Raw genomic sequence first — 20,840 nt, 5'->3', positions numbered from 1 at the left:
TCAGGTCATGCTTTTTCAATCAAAAATCGAACTTTCAATAGATTTTTTAAAGAAAATTACGTAATTATACGTAAATTCGTTAATTTACACTTTTAAATCTATGTTAAAGTTCGAAAATTTTTTAGGAGGAATTTACACATGGTTGCAAAAATTTTAGATGGCAAACAAATTGCCAAGGACTATCGTCAAGGATTGCAAGATCAAGTCGAAGCGTTAAAAGAAAAGGGCTATACGCCGAAACTTTCAGTAATTCTAGTGGGCAATAATGGGGCGAGTTTAAGCTATGTAAAATCTAAAAAGAAAGCTGCTGAAAAAATCGGTATGATTTCAGAAATCGTACATTTAGAAGAAACAGCTACTGAAGAAGAAGTATTAAACGAACTTGACCGTTTAAATAATGATGATTCTGTCAGCGGCATTCTTGTTCAAGTACCGCTTCCATCTCAAGTAAGTGAACAAAAAGTACTTGAAGCCATTAATCCTGAGAAAGATGTTGACGGCTTCCATCCACAAAACATCGGTAAATTATATATTGATGAACAAACTTTCGTTCCTTGTACACCACTTGGTATTATGGAATTACTAAAAAATGCGGATATTGATTTAGATGGTAAAGATGCTGTAGTAATTGGACGCAGTCACATTGTCGGCCAACCTGTCTCTAAATTATTAATTCAGCAAAACGCTACTGTTACAATCTTGCATTCTCATTCAAAAGACATGAGCAAACATCTTAAAGACGCGGATGTTATTGTCAGCGCTGTGGGTAAACCTGGACTTGTAACTAAAGATGATGTAAAAGAAGGCGCAGTTGTTATCGATGTCGGTAATACACCTGATGAAAACGGAAAATTAAAAGGCGATGTCGAATATGAAGACGTTAAAGAAATTGCGGGCGCTATTACACCTGTTCCTGGAGGAGTAGGTCCTATGACGATTACAATGGTATTAAACAATACATTGTTAGCTGAAAAAATGCGTCGCGGCATCCAATAATAAGTAAGGGTTATAGTGGATCGGAATGTTTGAGGGACATTCCGATTTTTTTGTTGAATAAAAAAGGAGGAGGAACACCATTTTGTTCCACCTCCTGATATTCAATAAATCACCATTTTATATTTTCTACTACATCATTATCTAAAGATTTCACAACTTCAGTAACTAGTTTCACAGCATTTAAGTAATCTTGTTTATGCATAATAGAAACATTAGAATGCATATATCTCAAAGGTACGCCGATTACAATCGAAGGAATACCATCATCAACTAGGTGAATACTACCGGCATCTGTACCGCCACCTTGAGTCGTGCCCCACTGTACTTCAATACCTTTTTCTTCAGCTACTTTTTTAATATGTCTGCGTAAACCAACGTGAGCAATAATAGTAGCATCCATAAAGACAATTAATGGCCCTTTGCCTAATTCAGATTGTTCAGCGCCACCTTTCATTCCTGGTGTATCGTAAGCAATACCTACATCCACTGCAATAGCCAAATCTGGTTTGATTTTATGTGCTGCTACTTTAGCCCCGCGTAATCCTACCTCTTCTTGAACTGTCGCACCTGCAACCAAGTTGACATTGATATCTTCATCTTTCAAGTTTCTTAATACGTCTACTGAAAGTGCACATCCGAAGCGATTATCGAAAGCTTTAGCTAACAAATAATTTTCATCACTCATGACTTCAAATTCAGAATACGGGGTAATCATGTCACCTAGTGCAATTCCTAATTTTTCCGCTTCTTCCTTTGAAGCTACTCCAATATCGATAAACATATTTTTTATGTCCATCGCATTTTTACGTTCTTCAGGTGCTAAAACATGCGGAGGTTTCGATCCAATAACGCCTCTGATTTCACTGCCGTCTTCTGTCGTCACAGTTACTTTTTGAGAAAGCATTACTTGACTCCACCATCCACCTGCTGCCGCAAACTTAATAAATCCATTTTCATCAATATCTGTCACCATAAAGCCGACTTCATCTAAGTGGCCAGCCACCATCAACGTTTTATCACCCTTTGCAGCATTCTTTTTACCAAAAATGCCGCCTAAGTTATCTTCAATCAGCTCATCAGAAACAGGATTCAGATACTCACGCATTGTTTCCTTAACTTGCATTTCATGTCCAGCTATTCCATTTACATCCGTTAAATTTTTTAATAATTGATTTGTTTCATCCATTTAAACATCCCCTCTCTTTTAATTCTAATAGTAGCAATTAAAAATTATAAAGAAAAGCAGACAAGCCTATCCATAAGACTTGTCTGCTAGCATTTATTATAAAATTATTTATTTTGCTATCTTTATTAAACTTCTACACTCAAACGTGGGATGAATGTTTCGAAGTGGATACGTGATTTATCTACACCCATTTCATACAATTCATTTACGATTGATTTCAAGAAGTGGATACCGCCGCAAATATAAATTTGTGTATCATCTGAAACATACGGTTTCAAATCTTCTTTAGTAATATATCCATCTGCTTCTCTATCATGCAATGTGTAGCTGGCATTATCATATTCAGCAGCAAAGTTTGCTAAACGTTCAGCAAATGGCACATCTGAAATGTTACGTGTATTTTGAATGAATTGAACACTTGGTGAATCACCTTGTACCGCTGCTTCGAACATAGATACTAACGGTGTCACACCGATACCAGAACCAAGGAACAATTGAGGTTTATCTGTTTCATGCAATCTGAATGCACCAACAGGAGCTGTTAAATTCAAATCATCTCCAACACTGTATTCATCGTGTAAGATTGTAGAAACTTCACCTTCATTGTCTTTAGTTACATCACGTTTTACTGCAAATGTTAAAGTATCTTCGTCTCCGCCCACGATAGAATAGTGACGTTTAGCTCTGTAAGGCAATTTATCACTAGAAACATCTACTGTAATATATTGACCTGGGATAAATTGACTTAAATCATATTTTTCAGATGAAACTGTAAATGCTTTGATATCAGAAGCAACATTTTCAATATTAGTAATTTTAAATGGTTGGAAACCATCCCATAACATATCCGCATACATTTGTTTTTCAACATCTATAAATACATTTGCAATTTCCCAATACGCATTTACCCAAGCTTTAATGATAGGATCATCTTCTTCTAATCCCAAGACTTCCATAATTGCAGCAATTAAATTTTCGCCGACGATTTCATAACCAGCTGGCGGTACTTGCAATGCACAGTGTTTATATGCAATTTCTCTTACTACAGGCATAATAGCACCTAAATTTTCTATATTTGCTGCAGCAGCTAATACAGTTTGTGCTAAAGCTGTAGATTGCAAACCTTTTTTCTGGTTAGTTTGGTTAAACATATTACGAAGTTCAGGGTGTTCATTAAACATTCTATTATAGAAGAATGACGTAATTTCCACACCTTTGTCTTGTAATACTGGTACTGTTTGTTTAATAATATCTTTTTCTTGTTCAGTTAACATTTAACTTCACTCCCTCTTCGACTCAATTCCAATCATAATACGCTTTTCACGATATATAAACATTTAAAGCTTGAGTTCACACAATAGTCAAAAATTATAACTAATTTAGACACGTTTCTATTATTTTTTATATACACTTATCCTTTTTTTAAACACCATTTCTTATTTAGTTACTTTTGTCCCCTTTCTTAACGTCTATTTTTGTTCACAATTCAGCAATAGAACAAATTTTTACGCGTTTTTAATCCAATTTTCATAATTATCATTTAATATTGTAAGTGTTCTAAATATTAGGTCCATAGTATGATGTGACTTGATAAAGAAATCGTTATAGTATAAATATAAACTCACTCGTTAGTAAGCCATTGAATTCGGAGGTCGATAAAATGCACAAATTATTACAGTCTTTATCAGCTTTAGGCGTTTCAGCAACTCTTGTAACACCTAACTTAAATGCTGAAGCCACTGACAACTCTGTACCTGAATTAAAAGGCGTTGAAGATGCAATCATTCAAAAAGGTGAAAGCTATAACCTGTTAAACGGGGTCAGTGCTTATGATAAAGAAGATGGAGATTTAACTGACCAAATTAAAGTTAACGGAAACGTCAATACTAATAAAATTGGTAAGTATAAAGTTGAATATCAAGTCATTGACTCGGATGGTGCGAAAGAAATTTCCGAACGTTACATAGAAGTCAAATGATTCGAAATAAAATTTAATAACAATGTGTTTATTTTTAAATTAGGTGCTACCGCTTTTAACCCCTTAATTGATAAGCGTTCTCAACTACAGCGCCTATTTTAGTGTGGAATGTAATTTATGTCAGTATTCACAAAATGGACACATAATTTTAACAAATCTGTGAAAGCCCGTCAGTCCTAGTGTCTGTTGGGCTTTCTTTAATTTTTTCGAAAAAATTTTCCTCCACCCACTTGTAAATATCACGTAATATCTTAAAATTATTGTTAAGCCCTACAATTGTAGTATTAGGAGGTCAATAAAGTGTCAAAAATCAAGTCTTTGCTTCTACTATTTGGCTCGTTGATTTTACTCAGCGGTTGTCAAAATATGGAAGTACTTAACCCAAAAGGGCCAATGGCAAGCAGTTTGAAATGGCTGATTATTTATTCAATCATCTTTATGCTTGTTATTGTTGCGGTTGTGTTTGTATTGTTTGCTGTATTTTCTTATAAATACCGTTATTCAAATACCACTGAATCAGGCAAAATACATCACAGCACATTGTTAGAAACTATTTGGTTTATCGTACCATTCATTATCTTACTTGCTTTGGCAATTCCAACTGTCAAAACATTGTATGATTACGAAAAACCGCCTGCTAGCGACAAAGACCCAGTCGTTGTTTATGCAACTAGTGCAGGTTTCAAATGGTTCTTTGCTTATCCAGAGCAAAAGATTGAAACAGTGAATCACTTAACGATTCCAAAAGATCGTCCAGTAGTATTCAAATTGCAATCTATGGATACTATGACAAGTTTCTGGATTCCACAACTTGGCGGTCAAAAATATGCTATGACAGCTATGACAATGGAATGGACTTTAGAAGGTGACAAAGAAGGTACATACCGAGGTCGTAACTCAAACTTCAACGGTGAAGGCTTCGCTCGTCAAACTTTCCCTGTTCACGTTGTCAACAACTCAGAGTTTAATAAATGGGTAGATAAAGCTAAGAAAAAAGAAGTTCTTAAACAAGATACTTTCGATAAACAACTTTTACCTACAACTAAAAACCAAGAGTTGACATTCAGCGGTACGCATATGGCGTTTGTTGATCCAGCTGCCGATCCTGAATACATCTTCTATGCTTACAAACGTTTCCACTTCACACCGAAAGATCCAAACTTCTATGATCAAAAAGAAGGCGTTTTAAGCAAACCAGATGCAAAATATCCAGCACGTAAAGCACAAATTACAAACGTTATGTACAACCGTCACGGCATGAAAGAAATGATCTTGCCAAACGACAAACCATATGATAATGAGTTCAAGAAAGAAGAATCTCATAATATGGACGAAATGGAAAAAGCTCACAAAAACTCTAAAGACAAAAAAGCTTCTGAGCTAGAAAAGAAAAATGATGGAGGTGAACATTAATGAATTTCCCATGGAATGAATTACTCGTTCACGGTAACTGGATGATTACAATGGCGCAAATCGGTGCTCCTTTCCTAGTTATTGGTGTCATCGCAGTAATCACATACTTTAAATTGTGGAAATATCTGTACAAAGAATGGTTTACAACTGTCGATCATAAAAAAATCGGTATCATGTACTTGCTTTGTGCAATCTTAATGTTCGTCCGCGGTGGTATTGATGCACTATTAATGCGTACTCAATTAACAATTCCAAACAATACGTTCTTGGAAGCAAACCACTACAACGAAATTTTCACAACACATGGTGTTATCATGATCATCTTCATGGCAATGCCTTTCATCTTCGGATTATGGAACGCAGTAATTCCATTGCAAATCGGCGCACGTGATGTTGCCTTTCCTGTAATGAACAACATCAGTTTCTGGTTGTTCGCAGGCGCAATGTTACTATTCAACCTTTCATTTATCGTCGGTGGTTCACCTGCTGCAGGTTGGACAAACTATGCACCACTTGCTGGTGAATTCAGTCCTGGTCCTGGGGTTAACTACTACTTACTTGCGATTCAAATCTCAGGTATCGGTACGTTAATGACTGGTATTAACTTCTTTGTAACAATCTTAAGATGTAAATCACCAACTATGAAATTTATGGAAATGCCAATGTTCACAGTGACAACATTTATCACTGCTTTAATCGTAATCTTGGTATTCCCAGTATTCACAGTTACTTTAGCGCTTATGACAATTGACCGTATTTTCGGTACTCAATTCTTTACAGTCGCAAATGGCGGTATGCCGATGTTATGGGCGAACTTCTTCTGGGTATGGGGGCACCCTGAAGTATATATCGTTGTCCTTCCAGCATTCGGTATCTTCTCAGATATTATTCCGACATTCGCACGTAAACACTTATTCGGACATAAAAGTATGATTTGGGCAACAGCTGCTATTTCATTCTTGAGTTTCTTAGTTTGGGTCCACCATTTCTTCACAATGGGTAATGGTGCGTTAATCAACTCATTCTTCTCAATCTCAACAATGTTAATCGCTGTGCCTACCGGAGTTAAAATCTTTAACTGGTTAGCCACTTTATATCAAGGTCGAATCAGTTTCGAATCACCAATGCTATTCTCATTAGCATTTATCCCAACATTCACTATCGGTGGGGTTACCGGTGTAATGCTTGCAATGGCGTCTACTGACTATCAATACCATAATACGTATTTCTTAGTTGCCCACTTCCACTACACATTGGTATGTGGTGTTGTATTCGCTTGTTTCGCAGCACTTATCTTCTGGTATCCTAAGATGATGGGTTACAAATTGAATGAACGTTTGAACAAACCATTCTTCTGGTTATTTGTAATTGGTTTCAACGTATGTTTCATGCCTCAATTCATTCTTGGATTAGATGGTATGCCACGTCGTTTATACACTTACATGCCTTCAGACGGTTGGTTCATGTTAAACGTTATTTCAACAATCGGTGCATTAATGATGGCAGCAAGTGTATTATTCTTAGTTGCTAACATTATCTACAGTCACCTTAAATCACCAAGAATTGCTTCAGGTGACTCTTGGGGTCTTGGCCGTACTTTAGAATGGAGTACTGCTTCATCTGTACCTCCTGTTTACAACTTTGCTATCACTCCTGATTGGGATGATTTAGATACATTTGTAGACATGAAAAAACAAGGTCGTCATTATTTAGACAATCATAACTATAAAGATATTCATATGCCGAACAACACACCAGTTGGTTTCTTCATGGGTATCTTCATGACAATCGGCGGATTCTTCTTGACTTTCGATACAATCATTCCAGCAATCATCTGCTTAATCGGTGTATTCGGCTGCATGATTTACCGAAGCTTCCAAGAAGATCACGGTTACTACATTCCAGCTTCTGAAGTAGCTGCTACTGAAGCGAAACTTCGTGAGGCTCGTGAAAAAGAAAGGGAGGCTGCAAGTCATGCATGATACAAAGACTATTGATGCGCGTTCGCATGAAGGTAATTTGAACAAGTTTGGCTTCTGGATCTTCCTAACAGCTGAATTCTCTTTATTCGGTACTCTATTTGCAACGTTGCTTATTATGCAACATGCCGGTGATTACGCAGACAAATTAACAACTGATTTGTTTGAACTTCCTTTAGTATTATTGATGACATTCGCATTGTTAATCAGTTCATATACATGCGGTATCGCAATTTACTATATGAGAAAAGAAAAACAAAAATTAATGATGATTTGGATGATCATCACAGTTGCACTTGGTGCAGTCTTCGTTGGATTAGAAATCTTCGAATTCGCACACTATGTATCTGAAGGTGTAACACCGCAAATCGGTTCTTACTGGTCAAGTTTCTTCATCTTGTTAGGAACTCACGGTGCCCACGTATCGTTAGGTATCGTCTGGATCATTTGCTTATTAATCCAAGTGGCAACACGTGGACTTAATGAACATAATGCTCCAAAATTATTTATCGTAAGTTTATATTGGCACTTTTTAGATGTTGTATGGATTTTCATCTTTACTGCAGTCTATATGATAGGGATGGTGTATAGCGGATGAATACAATCGTAAAACATACAGTCGGCTTTATAGCTTCTATTGTTTTGACACTACTCGCAGTTTTCGTAACTCTTTACACATCATTGACACTCAATGCTAAAATTACAATTATCTTTGGATTCGCTTTTATCCAAGCTGCAGTTCAGTTATTAATGTTCATGCATTTAACTGAAGGTAAAGATGGACAAGCTCAAACATTCAAAGTCATCTTCGCCATTATCATTACTCTTGTAACTGTAATCGGTTCATACTGGGTAATGGTCGGCGGACACAGTTCACATATGTAATATAAGGAATTATATTCAAGTGAGCATACTAAGCTGGTGAGGCATTTGCCCCACCGGCTTTTTTTACATACAATATAAGGTGAATTAATTCATTTGAAGGAGGAAACGATATAATGGCTATCCCAATTATTATAGATACAGATCCAGGAATTGACGATGCGGCAGCCATCAGCATTGCTCTCACTCACCCTGATTTAGATTTAAGAATGATTACAACTGTGCACGGCAATGTAAATATCCATAAGACTACTAGCAATGCTTTACAATTGAAAGCATTCTTTAACAGTGATGTCCCTATTCACCAAGGAGTTGCAACACCACTTATTAATCAACCTGTAGACGCTGAACACGTTCATGGTGAAACAGGAATGGCAGGCTTTGAATTTCCGGAAGCTGATTATGATTTGCTAACTTCAGATAAAGCAGTTGAAGCTATGAAAGAGACATTGCTCAACTCTGATGAACCTATTACTCTTGTCCCTATTGGACCACTTACAAATATCGCTTTATTATTGAGAACTTATCCAGAAGTATCTCGCCAAATTAAAGAAATCGTATTGATGGGCGGCAGTGCAGGCAGAGGTAATGTTACCCCAGCTGCTGAATTTAATATTTATTGCGATCCAGAAGCTGCAGATATCGTCTTTAACTCTCACATCCCTATCACGATGGTTGGTTTGGATGTTGCAAGAGGAGCAAGCTTAACTTATGAAGCGATTAATAAATTACAAGAAAAAAACCAAACTTCTCACATGCTTTATCACATGTTCAACCACTATCGCGGCGACCAATTTGGTGATGGTATCGCTGTTTATGATGCCTATACTATTTTATATTTACTCTATCCTGAAAAGTTTTCTGTAGCAGATGCCAATGTAAAAATTGAATTGACAGGAACTTATACAAAAGGAGAAACTGTTGTTAATTTTGATGAGGAAACGACGAACGCAAAAGTAGTTCTTTCAGTCGACAAATCTCAATTTATCACCATGTTTTTTGAGGCTTTATCATATGCTAAATAATAATTTAGAATTCTAATAAGAGCAGTATAATTCTATATGCTATAATAACCATAAATTAAGAAATAAAGATGTAGGTTGTGAAAATGATGAATTTAAAAGAAGAACGCCACCAATTTATCCTCAATAAATTAAAACAATCCAAAAGTGTATCAGTAAAAAAATTATCAGAAGAAATGCAAGTAGTTCCCATGACGATTCGTAGAGATTTAAAGGAACTAGAACAAAAAGCATTATTAGTTCGTGTACATGGTGGAGCTGTGGAAAAATCTACGTTTTACGATGAATTGGCAAACGAAGAAAAACAACAATTGAACAGTGAGAACAAACGCGTTATTGCTGAAAAAGCAGGTCGCTTAATTCACGATGATGATACTGTATTTATCGGTTCAGGAACTACCAACGAAGCGATATTTCCTTTTATTAAAGAATTAAAGCTGCATATCATTACGAATTCTCTTTATATCTTTGAGCAGTATAAAGATATAAAGCATATGGATGTGGTTTTAATAGGCGGTCGCTACAGAAAGAAAACTGGATCGTTTATTGGGCAACTAGCTAACACGATGTTGAAACAAGTTCATATCGATAAAGCATTTATCGGTGTCAATGGCATTATAGACGATGAAGCTACAACAGCTAATGAAGAAGAAGGAAATGTAAATGAACTCATTTTAAACCACTCAACGGAAAAGTATCTGGTTTCTGACAGCTCGAAATTCAATACAAGAGCTTTCACGCCTTTTTACAAAATCAAAGATTTGACTGCAATTATTACAGATAACGAAGTATCCCATAAAGTAAAAAATTATTACAGTAACCTCACAAAAATTATATAAATATCTCCCAAACATAAACGCACATTTTGATGTGCGTATTTTTTATGTCTAATTTATGAAAATATCACTTTAAAATCACCTAAAACCCTTATTATACAAACATTTATACATAAATCTTCTTCTATAAAATTGACAGATTTCATAGCAGAGTGTATATTCTAAATGAGAACAAAATCAAACATTTTCGAACAGTAGGATTTACTATATCTATTGTTATTCATAGTGATGCACAATCACAAGAGTTAAAAGATTTTATTTTAAAATCACTAGCTGATGCAGATTACGAAATCGAGGATTTATCAGCAAATAGTTCAGCAGAAACAATTGATGAAATTACTTTTGAGGTCACTCGATATGTTCAAGAACATGAAGGTACAAAGGCAATTATTATTGATAAGTACGGTATCGCTCCGTTTATTCTTGCTAATAAACAAAAGAACATTATTGCAGCTACTGTTTCAGATGAACAATCAGCAAAAATGACGCATAGACACAATAATACAAACGTTATCGTTTTAGGCAGCGAAGTTGTCGGCAAATTAAATGCCTTAAACTGTGTGAAAGCATTCTTAAAAGCTGGATATGACGCTGGACGCCACCAAATCAGAATTGATATGTTAAATTCTTTATGTTAATAGGAGGATTATAAGATTATGAAAATAGCTATTGGTTGTGACCATATTGTTACTAATATTAAAGCAGAAGTTGCTACTTATTTAAAAAATAACGGACACGAAGTCATTGACGTTGGTACTTACGACTACGTCCGTACACACTACCCTATTTACGGTACTCGTATCGGCGAACTTGTTGCTAACGGAGACGTAGACTTCGGTGTTGCATTGTGCGGTACTGGCGTAGGTATCTCAGCTAGTGCTGATAAAGTACCTGGAACTCGTGTTGCCCTTGTACGTGATGCAACAAGCGCTCGTTTAGCTAAAAGTGAATATAACTGCAACATTATTGCTGCAGGCGGTATGGTAACTGGTGTAGATCTTATTAAAAACATTGTAGACACATTTGCTGAAACAAAATACGAACCAACACCTGAAAAAGAAGCGCTTATTAAAGTAATGGATGAAAGCTTAAAACCAGAAGACGTACATTATTCTCATAAAATGTTTGATGAGTATTTGAATAAATGGGATAACGGAGAATATCACGACTAATGACTTTCAAATTATTAACTGTTACATTAAATCCTGCAATCGACATCAACTATCCAATAAAGGATTTCGAGATTAACACTGTACAACGAGCTACCGAAGATTATAAATCAGCTGGCGGCAAAGGAATTAATGTCGCACGTGTAGCTGCCGAATTAGGTCTGTCTGTTACATGTACAGGTATTATCGGCGGCAAATTCGGTGAGTGGCTTACACATAATTTGGATGAAACACATATCAATCATGATTTCACTGTTTCCCCCGCTTCTACTAGACTTTGTATTGCTATCAACAGCGAAGGCAGTCAAACTGAAATTTTAGAAAGCGGTGCATTGCAGCCTGAAGAAATTCAAACAAGATTTTTAGAACACTTTAATACTATAGTATCTAACTATAATTTGGTCACTATTTCCGGTAGTCTGCCAAAAGGTTTCCCTGAGGACTATTACGTCAAGTTACTGGAAATAGCGCATACTCAAGATATTCCTGTATGTCTAGATACTTCTGGACAAGTATTGAATTATACAGTAACGCATTCAAACCATTGCCCTCCCCTTCTGATTAAACCAAATGATGAAGAAATCAATGCAATCACAAGTTCAGATTCTATTGATTTAGCTAATCAATTATTAGATGAGAGCTTGGCTCATATTCCTTACATTTTATTATCATTAGGTAAGAATGGTGCATTATTACGTATCAAAGAAGAAGTATACAATATTGATATTCCTAAAATCGTTGCCGTTAATCCCGTAGGTTCAGGTGATAGCAGTTTAGCCGGCTTCAGTTATGGTCTTTCTAAAAATGAAAGCTTTGAATCAGCGGCGAAATTTGCAATGGCTGCCGGAATGTCGAACGCATTAGAAGCAAGAACTGGACATGTAGATTTAGATAATTTTAATAAATTTAGTAATCAAATAATTATTGAAAAGGTGGCAAAAACCTCATGACAAAATCCATCAAACCTTTATTAAATGACAAAAATTACATTGCTGCATTAGCAATCGACCAACGTGGAGCATTAAAACGCTTATTAGGTGAAGATGCTAAAACTGAAGACTTAGAACAATTTAAAGTTCATGTTTCTGAAGAATTAACTCCTTATGCTTCAAGTATCTTACTTGACCCTGAATACGGCTTACCAGCTACTAAAGTTCGTGCTAAAAACGCTGGTTTATTACTTGCTTACGAAAAAACTGGTTATGATGCATCTGAACCAGGACGTCTTCCTGATTTATTAAATGTATGGTCTGTGAAACGCTTAAAAGAAGCTGGCGCAGATGCTGTTAAATTATTAGTATACGTAGATATTGACGAAGACAAAGCTATCAATGATCAAAAAGAAGCTTTTGTTGAACGCGTAGGCAGCGAATGTGTAGCTGAAGGTCTACCTCTTTTCTTAGAATTAGTATCATATGATGCGAACAACTCTGACAGCGGTTCTGAAGAATTCGCAAAAGTTAAAGCACATAAAGTAAATGAAGCTATGAAAAAATATTCTGAACCTCGTTTCAATGTAGATGTATTAAAAGTTGAAGTACCTGTAAATATGAACTATGTTGAAGGATTTGGTGAAAAAGCATTATTCACTAAAGAAGAAGCTGCTCAAGCTTTCAAAGAACAAGCCGCTTCAACAAACTTACCTTATATCTATTTAAGTGCTGGAGTATCTGCAGATTTATTCCAAAAAACATTATACTTCGCTAAAGAAGCTGGTTCTACATTTAATGGTGTACTTTGCGGCCGTGCAACTTGGAGAGGCGCTACTGATCACTTTGCTGAAGGCGATGCAGCTGTTCAAGAATGGTTCCGTACTGAAGGTAAAGCAAATATCGAAGGTTTAAATAAAGTATTAGATGAAACTGCTACACCTGTTAAATAATTTAATTTCTTAACAACCATGCAAGGGCTTGAACATCAATTTGTTCAGGTCCTTATTTTTTCGCAATAAATCTGAAATAGCTTTAACTACTACTGTTATTGCGTCCCCCTTCTCTTCTGTATATACAAGGGGATTATGCAGTGCTATCATAATGTATGTAAAAATAAATCTGATAAAGAAATAAAGGACGCTTATGATGGCTATTATCGCAATTATTATTTTTCTCTTAACACTTATTTTCATTATCTGGCAGCCGAAAGGTTTAGATATAGGTATTACAGCATCCATAGGCGCTTTGTTAGCACTTCTTACAGGGGTAGTTTCTCTACATGATGCAGGAGAAGTAGCTCAAATTGTCTGGAATGCTACGCTGACATTTGTAGCCTTGATTATCATTTCACTCATCCTAGATAACATTGGTTTCTTTGAATGGGCTGCTATACACATGGTTCATGCTGCTAAAGGAAGCGGCAACCGTATGTTTATCTATATCATACTATTAGGTGCTCTTATTGCTGCCCTATTTGCAAATGATGGCGCAGCATTAATACTTACCCCTATTGTGCTAGCAATGGTCAGACACCTTAATTTTAATAAGAAATTCATCTTTCCTTTTATAATTGCGTGCGGATTTGTGGCCGACACAACTTCGTTACCTTTAATTGTGAGTAACTTGGTAAACATTGTTTCTGCAGATTATTTCAATATCACTTTTACAAACTACTTTTTACATATGATTTTACCGAACATTTTTTCACTTCTTTCCAGTATCTTGATTTTATATCTTTATTTCAGAAAAAGTATTCCTAAACAGGTGGATGTTTCAAAATTAGATCCTCCACAGAAGGCCATTAAAGATCCGCGCCTTTTTAAAATTTCGTGGATAGTTATTTCGTTTTTATTAATAGGCTATTTTGTAAGTGAATTCTTTGGAATACCAGTTTCATTAATCGCTGGAATGATTGCCCTTATTTTTCTTGGTTTAGCAAAAACCTCGCCAGCTGTTAATACACGTAAGGTGCTAAAAGGTGCGCCATGGAATATTGTTATTTTCTCTATCGGAATGTATCTTGTAGTTTTTGGTTTAAAAAACGCGGGGATTACTGGCTTATTAGCTGGTGTTATCGATAACTTTACACATTATGGACTCTTTGCAAGTATAATGGGTATGGGATTTGTTTCCGCTTTCTTATCTGCAGTTATGAATAATTTACCCACTGTGATGATCGACGCCATAGCAATCAACCAATCGGCAGCACATGGCTTAATCAAAGAAGCACTTATTTATGCCAATGTCATCGGTGCAGATTTAGGTCCTAAGATGACCCCTATCGGATCGTTAGCGACTTTACTTTGGTTACATGTATTAAGTCAAAAAGGTCTAAAAATTTCTTGGGGCGTTTATTTTAAAACGGGAGTAATCATTACAATCCCTGTCCTATTTGCAACATTGATTGGGCTATATTTAACACTGTTATTATTTTAATTGCATATTGAAAAGTATGAATAAAGGGACTTGGAAATTATATTATCCAAGTCCCTCTTCAAATTTATTTTCCGTAAATATCTTCAGATAGTTCTTTGTACCATTTTGCACTATCTTTGATGTAACGTTTTTGAGTTTCAAAATCAATATAGAATAAACCATAACGCTTATTATAACCATTTGACCAGCTGAACATATCTTGTAATGACCAAACGAAATAGCCTTTGACATTTACGCCATCTACATAAGCTTTTTCAATAGCTTCAATATGTTGGCGGATATAATCAATACGTTCTTCATCATGGACTTCGCCATTTTCTTCTAAAACGTCTTTATATCCTAAGCCATTTTCAGTGACATAGATTTTTTTGTAATTCGGATAGTCGTTTTTAACGCGTGACATGATATCGTATAGTCCTTGAGGATAGATATACCAATCCCAATCATTTGTAGGAATTGCTTCATTTTTAACGACTTCTCCGATACCTTTAACGCGGAAGACTGAAGTTCCTTTTTCGCCTGTACCATTATGATGAATGTAGCTATCTTGGTTATGATATTTAATCCAGTTACTTTGATAATAGTTGATACCTAAGAAATCAAGTTGAGATGCTGCTTTACGCATTTCCTCTAATTCTTCTTCGCGGATATCTAATTCTGCAAATTCTTCACCTAAAATTTCTCGTACCACTGTTAATTTTTCCGGAGTGTAATAACCTAAGAAAGTACCATCTAACATAAATCCGTTCATAAAGATATCGTGTTTATAGGCAGTAATTTGATTTAATGGTTGATTATCAATACTGTAGAATTGAGTTAACGCGTGAATTAAACCAATTTCTCCTTCGTATCCTTTAGATTTAAATAAATTCACAACACGACTATGTGCAACGATTTGATTATGTTGAGCTTGAAGACATTTTAATGTGTTGTATTGTTCACCTGGAGGGAAGGCACCTGTAATATATTGACCTTGAACATATGCAATCGGTTCGTTGATTGTCATCCAATGTGTAACAATATCATGATATTCATCGAATACAAGTTCAGCAAAGCGTTCAAATGCATCCAACTGTTCTTTATTCAACCAATCTCCTTTTTCAAAAAGTGGTTCTGGTGTATCGAAATGATGCAATGTAACGTATGGTTCAACGCCATACTTGTGACAAGTTTCAAATACATTTCTGTAATATTCGATACCTTTAGGATTAATTTCGCCTGTACCATCAGGAATAATTCTTGACCAAGCAATTGAAATTCGGATACCTTTAATGCCGTATTCTGAAGCTAAGCGAATATCTTCTTCGTAACGATTGTAGAAATCACTTGCAGGATCAGGAGAAAAACGTCCTTGTTTTTCTAAAAATCCATCCCACAAAATACGTCCTTTACCATCAACAGTACTAGAACCTTCAACTTGATATGCAGCAGTTGCAGCACCTAACACAAAGTCTTTAGGTAATTTACTCATCATTAGCGCTCCTTTTTAATGAATTAAAATCTTCAATATTATTACTTTACTTATACACACAAATGGAGCCCCTTGCCGCTTATGTTGATTCGTGCTGTCGTGTGGAATGCAACAAGGGGCAGTTGTGTATTGACTTAAATTAAAGTTTATTTATTTTCGTTAATTTTTTCAAAAATCAATTTCATTGCGCCTTCTCCATCTCGAGTCAAGCCAATGTATTGTTTACCAGTTGTCGGTACTAATACAGCACCATATTGATCAGTGAATTTTCTCATTTCATCTTTCATCGCGTCCATTTGAGGCGCTAAGATAACAATGTCCATATCTTTAATTAAATCCATATCTTGTCCATAAGCACGTGCTGTTGCTTCTAATGAAATATCATTTTCTTTCGCATATTTATTTAAGCTATTCGCTAAAATACCGCTTGTACCACCGCCTGCACATACTACTAAAACATTCGTATGTTCACGAGAGTTGAAATCTGGTGTATTTTCTTCTACTTCTACTGGAGCTGTTGTCGTAGCACCGCCTGCCGCAGCAGTTGCTACATCATTAGCTTTAGCTAATTCAAGTTCACGTTCTTCATCTACTTTCAATTTGTCGTAAGCTTTGACAAATGGGAACCAGATTGAGAAGTCTAATACTAAAATAATTGCAATTAATAATAATGATAATGTCGAGAAGTTAGAAGCCATGTAAATACCAATTGGACCTGGAGTTGGCCATGGTAAGAAATGCATAAAGCCGTTCATTCCTAAATTATCAACAAAGAATTTTAAAACCCATGAGTTTAAAATCGGAGTGATAATGAATGGAATCATAAATACTGGGTTCAAGATAATAGGCGCACCGAATAATAACGGTTCATTTACTGCAAAGGTTGTCGGAATAAACGATGCTTTACCTACGGCTTTTAGTTCTGGGGATTTACATAGCAGCATAAACATGTAAGGCACAAGTAATGTTGCCCCTGTACCACCAATTAGCGCTACAAAATCTTGAGTAGACTGAGTCAATGCATAATGAGCATGTTCTCCTGCTCTGAATAAACGCAAGTTTTCAACTTGGTTATTGTACATAATCGCAATAACAGCTGGTCCTACAACTGATGGTCCATGTACTCCGATAAACCAGAAGAATGCCATGAAACCAAAGATAATAGCAAATCCTAAATATCCGTTAGCTGCTCTGAATAATGGAGATAACAAGTTAGTAACTAATTCTGCTGTGTTACCTTTAGATAAAGCTCTTACAACGATGTCTACAATCCAGAAGAATGTTACTGAGAATGCAAACGGAATCATATCTTTAAATGCTTGAGCGATGTTGCCTGGAACTTGAGGCGGCATTTTAATTGTGATATTTCTGCCGATGCAGAATTTATAGATATTAGGTACGATAAATGCTACTAAGAATGCTGCGATTAATCCTTTAGTACCTAATAATTCAATATTGATACCATCTTTAATAGGCTTAACAGCTAAGATCAGTAATGATGATTCTGCTGCAACGAAAGTTGATATCACATTGATTTGGTTAGTTTTCGGTAATTTTAAATTTCGATTATCTGTTAAAGATTTAGTAACCGTACCAGCCATGAAGACAGCTAACATACCCATTGTGAAGTTGTAAACTTTCATAATGATATCTTCAATATTTTTAGGCCAATGGAAGCCCCAAACGTTTGGTACATATGCTACTAGGATAAATAAAGATGAAAAAAGTACGACGGGCATTAATGCTACGAAACCATCACGGATTGCTGCTAAGTAAGGGTTAGATGCAATTTTTTCAAAAAATGGTTTCATTTTTTCGATCATTTTGATTATTTTATTCATGCTGTCACCTACTCATTAGTGTTTTAAATCATGGAGTTGTTCATAAAGATCGATCATATAATTTGCTGCATCACGTAAAGCCATTGTTGTCATCAAATGGTCTTGACCATGTACCATGATAAAACTAATATCAGATGCTTCTCCCGCGGCTTCTTTAGCTAACATTTGTGTTTGTTCTTTGTGAGCTTCAGTGATAAAATTATTGGCTTCTACAATATGTTGGCGTGCTTGTTCAAAGTCGTTGTCTTTAGCTGCTGCTAAAGCTCCCATTACCTCACGACGTGCATCTCCTGCTATTGCAACAATCGTGAAACCAATCATCATATTTTCTTCTTTGTTACTCATGATGTTTCCCCCTCATGGTGTAATTAATTATTATTTGTAGATCAACGAAAACGAACTTATCTCAACTATAAAATTAAAATCGCAGCATTTTACTTGTTCGTTAATGTTCGTTTTTGTTCACAATAATAATGTAACTTGTTCCTATGATATAGTCAATTCAAAATTCAAAAATTAATCTAGTTTACAATGAATTTTGACAAATAAGTTACATAATTGAGAGAGAAATTGACAGCGCTTTATTTTTCGTCTCTGTTCTCGTTTTTGGACATTAAAAAAGCTGCCCAGGATTGCTCCTAAGCAGCTTTCTTTACAACATGCATATTAATTATCTTTTTCGTTTGATAACAATTTTGCATTTTTAGCATCGTAGCTGAATTCGTGTTTGTTATTACCTTTTTGTAAATCTAAATCATATACAAATTTACCTTCATCATCGTCTTTCGATAATGACCATTCATGTATATCGCCATCATAATCGTCTTGTGCTTTTTTAATAATTTCTTTATATGGCTTGAAGTCTTTATATTCAAATGATTTATTTTTATCATAATCATCTTCTTTTTCAGTAGACTTATGCATCAACTTGCCATCTTTTTGGTTAATAACAACTTCAGCTTCTTCGCCTTGTTTTTGTAAATCGACTTTATAAGCCCACTTACCTTGTTCTTTTTCAAATGATATTTCTTTTACTTCACCATTATATTCTTTTTTAGCAGTCTTAACCGCTTCTTCTGGTGTTGTTTTAATATCACTTAATTTGATTGTTTTACTATTTTTTCCTGTTTCAGAAGTACTTGATGTGTCACCTGATTGTTTTTGCTCAGTTTTATTGCTGTCATTGTCTGATTTCTTGCCTTCATCACCTGAACCGCCTTGTCCGCACGCAGCTAAAACAACGCCTGATGCAAGCAGTAATGATAACATTTTTGTCTTCATATCAATTCCTCCTTGTTTATTAATAATCTACCCGAATGTAAAGAAATTATTAAGACAATTTTCAGAAATTGGTGTAGACCTACATTGTAAAACAATACTTTCACTTATTTTTGTTGCAGATAAACTTTCAATATTTCTTTCATGAAAAAAGACGTCGAAAAGGGGTGGAAACTATATAGTGTTCCCCTTTACGAACGTCTTATTAATTTATAGCACTTCTATTGTGGTGAAAGTGAAGGTGAAGGTTTAGCTTTCTTTAATAAATAAGGTTGTTGATGCAACATCTTTTCATATATATGGAACAGTGATTTTTCATTTTGTGCCTTGGACTTTTGATAATTAGATGCCATCACGACTACATAATCTTTATTAAAGTAGGAAGTGACCGTTTGTCCAAAGAAAACACCATTAATTCTGTGTGCAGGGCCGTCGGAATAGAAACCATAACGATAGTCACCTGGATACTCATTCGTTTTAACACTATAGAGTAATGGATTAGTCACTTTTTCAGGGAAAATTTTATACTGTTGTAAATCAATGACTAATCTTGCTAAATCTTTTGGAGCCATGTATAAATTACCGGCACCATAGTATTGATCTAAAAACTTAGGCTTTTGAAAATCTTTCATTTCATTATACCCTTGAGCCATATATGGAGTGAAAGTTGAATCATTATAAAATGCTGTACGTTCTAACTCATAAGGCTTTGCAAAATTATCATTAAAATATTTTGCATAAGGTTCTTTGGTAACAGCTTCAATTACACGCGCCAATACAATATAGTTACCGTCGTTGTATAAATGTTTATGATACATACCCGGCTGTATACCTTCTTTTTGCAACAATCTAGACGCTCCATCTATATCATGAACTTGTCCTGTTGCTACATATTTTTTCAAGCCGCTTCTATGTAACATAAAGTCTTTTAAATAAAGCGGTTTGCTCGTTTTAAACCACGGCAGATATTTTGTAATCGGATCATTGATATTAACTTTTCCTTCAGTTTCTAATTTCTTCAACATCAGACCTGTAGCAAATTTCTGAGCAGAACCAATCAGATACATAGTATTAGGAGAAGATTTCGTCCCACTTGCAAAATCTTGGAAGCCATAGCCCTTATTCATCATAATTTTCCCTTTATAGTAAATTACAATAGAGCCATTGTATTTCGTTTTTTTAGATACTTATCAATATTCTTATAAACAGGTATCTTTTTATTTTCAACTGTTTTATAATCAACATCTTCCTTAGCAATATGTCCGGTAATTTTCTTTTCGCTTAAGTCAGTTTGTCGATTATAATCTTTTCGATTTAAAACAAATAACATAACAGCTACTAAAATAACGACAGCAATTACAAATAGTGAAATTATTTTTATATTTCTTTTCATTTTTTCCTCTTTGAGTACTGGTATTTTT

At 35.3% G+C, this 20,840-nt stretch carries 19 protein-coding genes and 1 pseudogene; 13 read left to right on the top strand and 7 right to left on the bottom strand.

Features of this window, described 5'->3' with window-relative positions; all coding sequences use genetic code 11:
* Positions 1-138: 138 nt before the first annotated feature.
* A complete protein-coding gene (gene folD, locus CNQ82_RS05155) occupies positions 139-996 on the top strand; it encodes a bifunctional methylenetetrahydrofolate dehydrogenase/methenyltetrahydrofolate cyclohydrolase FolD (RefSeq protein ID WP_123144376.1) in 858 nt (285 codons plus the stop codon).
* 109 nt (positions 997-1,105) lie between these two features.
* On the opposite strand, the gene CNQ82_RS05150 is transcribed toward folD, so the two are convergent.
* The gene (locus CNQ82_RS05150; protein WP_123144375.1) at positions 1,106-2,182 is read right to left on the bottom strand and encodes a M42 family metallopeptidase; all 1,077 of its coding nucleotides are present in this window, start codon (positions 2,180-2,182) and stop codon (positions 1,106-1,108) included.
* Positions 2,183-2,307: 125 nt separating this feature from the next.
* A complete protein-coding gene (locus CNQ82_RS05145; RefSeq protein WP_123144374.1) occupies positions 2,308-3,456 on the bottom strand; it encodes a globin domain-containing protein in 1,149 nt (382 codons plus the stop codon).
* A 386-nt stretch (positions 3,457-3,842) separates the two neighbouring features.
* Here CNQ82_RS05145 and CNQ82_RS05140 point away from each other — a divergent pair, with 386 nt between their 5' ends.
* The 12 genes from CNQ82_RS05140 (at position 3,843) to CNQ82_RS05085 (ending at position 14,829) form a co-directional block, all read left to right on the top strand.
* Complete coding sequence (locus CNQ82_RS05140) at positions 3,843-4,160, top strand: DUF5011 domain-containing protein (RefSeq protein ID WP_095106060.1); 318 nt, start codon at positions 3,843-3,845, stop codon at positions 4,158-4,160.
* Positions 4,161-4,460: 300 nt separating this feature from the next.
* Positions 4,461-5,573: a cytochrome aa3 quinol oxidase subunit II gene (gene qoxA / locus CNQ82_RS05135; RefSeq protein ID WP_095106062.1), complete on the top strand. Its 1,113-nt coding sequence runs from the start codon at positions 4,461-4,463 to the stop codon at positions 5,571-5,573.
* Entirely contained in the window at positions 5,573-7,555 is a 1,983-nt protein-coding gene (qoxB, locus tag CNQ82_RS05130) for a cytochrome aa3 quinol oxidase subunit I (RefSeq protein WP_095106064.1), read from the top strand. The genes qoxA and qoxB overlap by 1 nt, the downstream gene beginning before the upstream one ends.
* Positions 7,548-8,150, top strand: coding sequence for a cytochrome aa3 quinol oxidase subunit III (gene qoxC, locus CNQ82_RS05125; RefSeq protein WP_095106066.1), 603 nt, complete (start codon positions 7,548-7,550; stop codon positions 8,148-8,150). Before qoxB ends, qoxC begins: the two co-directional genes overlap by 8 nt.
* On the top strand, positions 8,147-8,437 hold the full coding sequence (gene qoxD / locus CNQ82_RS05120; protein ID WP_123144373.1) for a cytochrome aa3 quinol oxidase subunit IV: 291 nt from the start codon (positions 8,147-8,149) through the stop codon (positions 8,435-8,437). The genes qoxC and qoxD overlap by 4 nt, the downstream gene beginning before the upstream one ends.
* Positions 8,438-8,550: 113 nt before the next feature.
* Complete coding sequence (rihC, locus tag CNQ82_RS05115; protein WP_123144372.1) at positions 8,551-9,459, top strand: ribonucleoside hydrolase RihC; 909 nt, start codon at positions 8,551-8,553, stop codon at positions 9,457-9,459.
* Between the two features lie 83 nt (positions 9,460-9,542).
* Positions 9,543-10,295, top strand: a complete 753-nt coding sequence (locus CNQ82_RS05110) for a DeoR/GlpR family DNA-binding transcription regulator (protein WP_123144371.1) — start codon at positions 9,543-9,545, stop codon at positions 10,293-10,295.
* Positions 10,296-10,444: 149 nt separating this feature from the next.
* Positions 10,445-10,930 carry an RpiB/LacA/LacB family sugar-phosphate isomerase gene (locus CNQ82_RS05105; RefSeq protein ID WP_240624928.1) on the top strand — a complete coding sequence of 162 codons (486 nt, stop codon included), beginning with the start codon at positions 10,445-10,447 and terminating at the stop codon, positions 10,928-10,930.
* Between the two features lie 18 nt (positions 10,931-10,948).
* Positions 10,949-11,464 (top strand): galactose-6-phosphate isomerase subunit LacB, encoded by a 516-nt coding sequence (gene lacB / locus CNQ82_RS05100; protein ID WP_123144370.1) that lies wholly within the window; start codon positions 10,949-10,951, stop codon positions 11,462-11,464.
* Positions 11,464-12,411, top strand: coding sequence for a 1-phosphofructokinase family hexose kinase (locus CNQ82_RS05095; protein ID WP_123144369.1), 948 nt, complete (start codon positions 11,464-11,466; stop codon positions 12,409-12,411). The genes lacB and CNQ82_RS05095 overlap by 1 nt, the downstream gene beginning before the upstream one ends.
* On the top strand, positions 12,408-13,343 hold the full coding sequence (gene lacD, locus CNQ82_RS05090; RefSeq protein WP_123144368.1) for a tagatose-bisphosphate aldolase: 936 nt from the start codon (positions 12,408-12,410) through the stop codon (positions 13,341-13,343). The genes CNQ82_RS05095 and lacD overlap by 4 nt, the downstream gene beginning before the upstream one ends.
* Positions 13,344-13,539: 196 nt before the next feature.
* Positions 13,540-14,829 (top strand): arsenic transporter, encoded by a 1,290-nt coding sequence (locus CNQ82_RS05085; RefSeq protein ID WP_123144367.1) that lies wholly within the window; start codon positions 13,540-13,542, stop codon positions 14,827-14,829.
* Positions 14,830-14,893: 64 nt separating this feature from the next.
* On the opposite strand, the gene lacG is transcribed toward CNQ82_RS05085, so the two are convergent.
* The 5 genes and pseudogenes from lacG to CNQ82_RS05060 all read right to left on the bottom strand — a co-directional run bounded on the left by lacG (position 14,894) and on the right by CNQ82_RS05060 (position 20,812).
* The gene (lacG, locus tag CNQ82_RS05080; protein WP_123144366.1) at positions 14,894-16,300 is read right to left on the bottom strand and encodes a 6-phospho-beta-galactosidase; all 1,407 of its coding nucleotides are present in this window, start codon (positions 16,298-16,300) and stop codon (positions 14,894-14,896) included.
* A 146-nt stretch (positions 16,301-16,446) separates the two neighbouring features.
* Positions 16,447-18,141 carry a PTS lactose transporter subunit IIBC gene (locus CNQ82_RS05075; RefSeq protein WP_123144365.1) on the bottom strand — a complete coding sequence of 565 codons (1,695 nt, stop codon included), beginning with the start codon at positions 18,139-18,141 and terminating at the stop codon, positions 16,447-16,449.
* A gap of 15 nt (positions 18,142-18,156) precedes the next feature.
* Complete coding sequence (locus CNQ82_RS05070; RefSeq protein ID WP_123144364.1) at positions 18,157-18,486, bottom strand: PTS lactose/cellobiose transporter subunit IIA; 330 nt, start codon at positions 18,484-18,486, stop codon at positions 18,157-18,159.
* A gap of 321 nt (positions 18,487-18,807) precedes the next feature.
* The gene (locus CNQ82_RS05065) at positions 18,808-19,422 is read right to left on the bottom strand and encodes a PepSY domain-containing protein (RefSeq protein ID WP_123144363.1); all 615 of its coding nucleotides are present in this window, start codon (positions 19,420-19,422) and stop codon (positions 18,808-18,810) included.
* 218 nt (positions 19,423-19,640) lie between these two features.
* A pseudogene (locus tag CNQ82_RS05060) lies at positions 19,641-20,812 on the bottom strand (serine hydrolase domain-containing protein).
* Positions 20,813-20,840: the final 28 nt, after the last annotated feature.

It is taken from the genome of Staphylococcus debuckii, from assembly GCF_003718735.1.
Classification (GTDB): domain Bacteria; phylum Bacillota; class Bacilli; order Staphylococcales; family Staphylococcaceae; genus Staphylococcus; species Staphylococcus debuckii.
The sequence above is the reverse complement of the archived record's forward strand: the minus strand, read 5'-3'. Positions and strand labels throughout refer to the sequence as shown.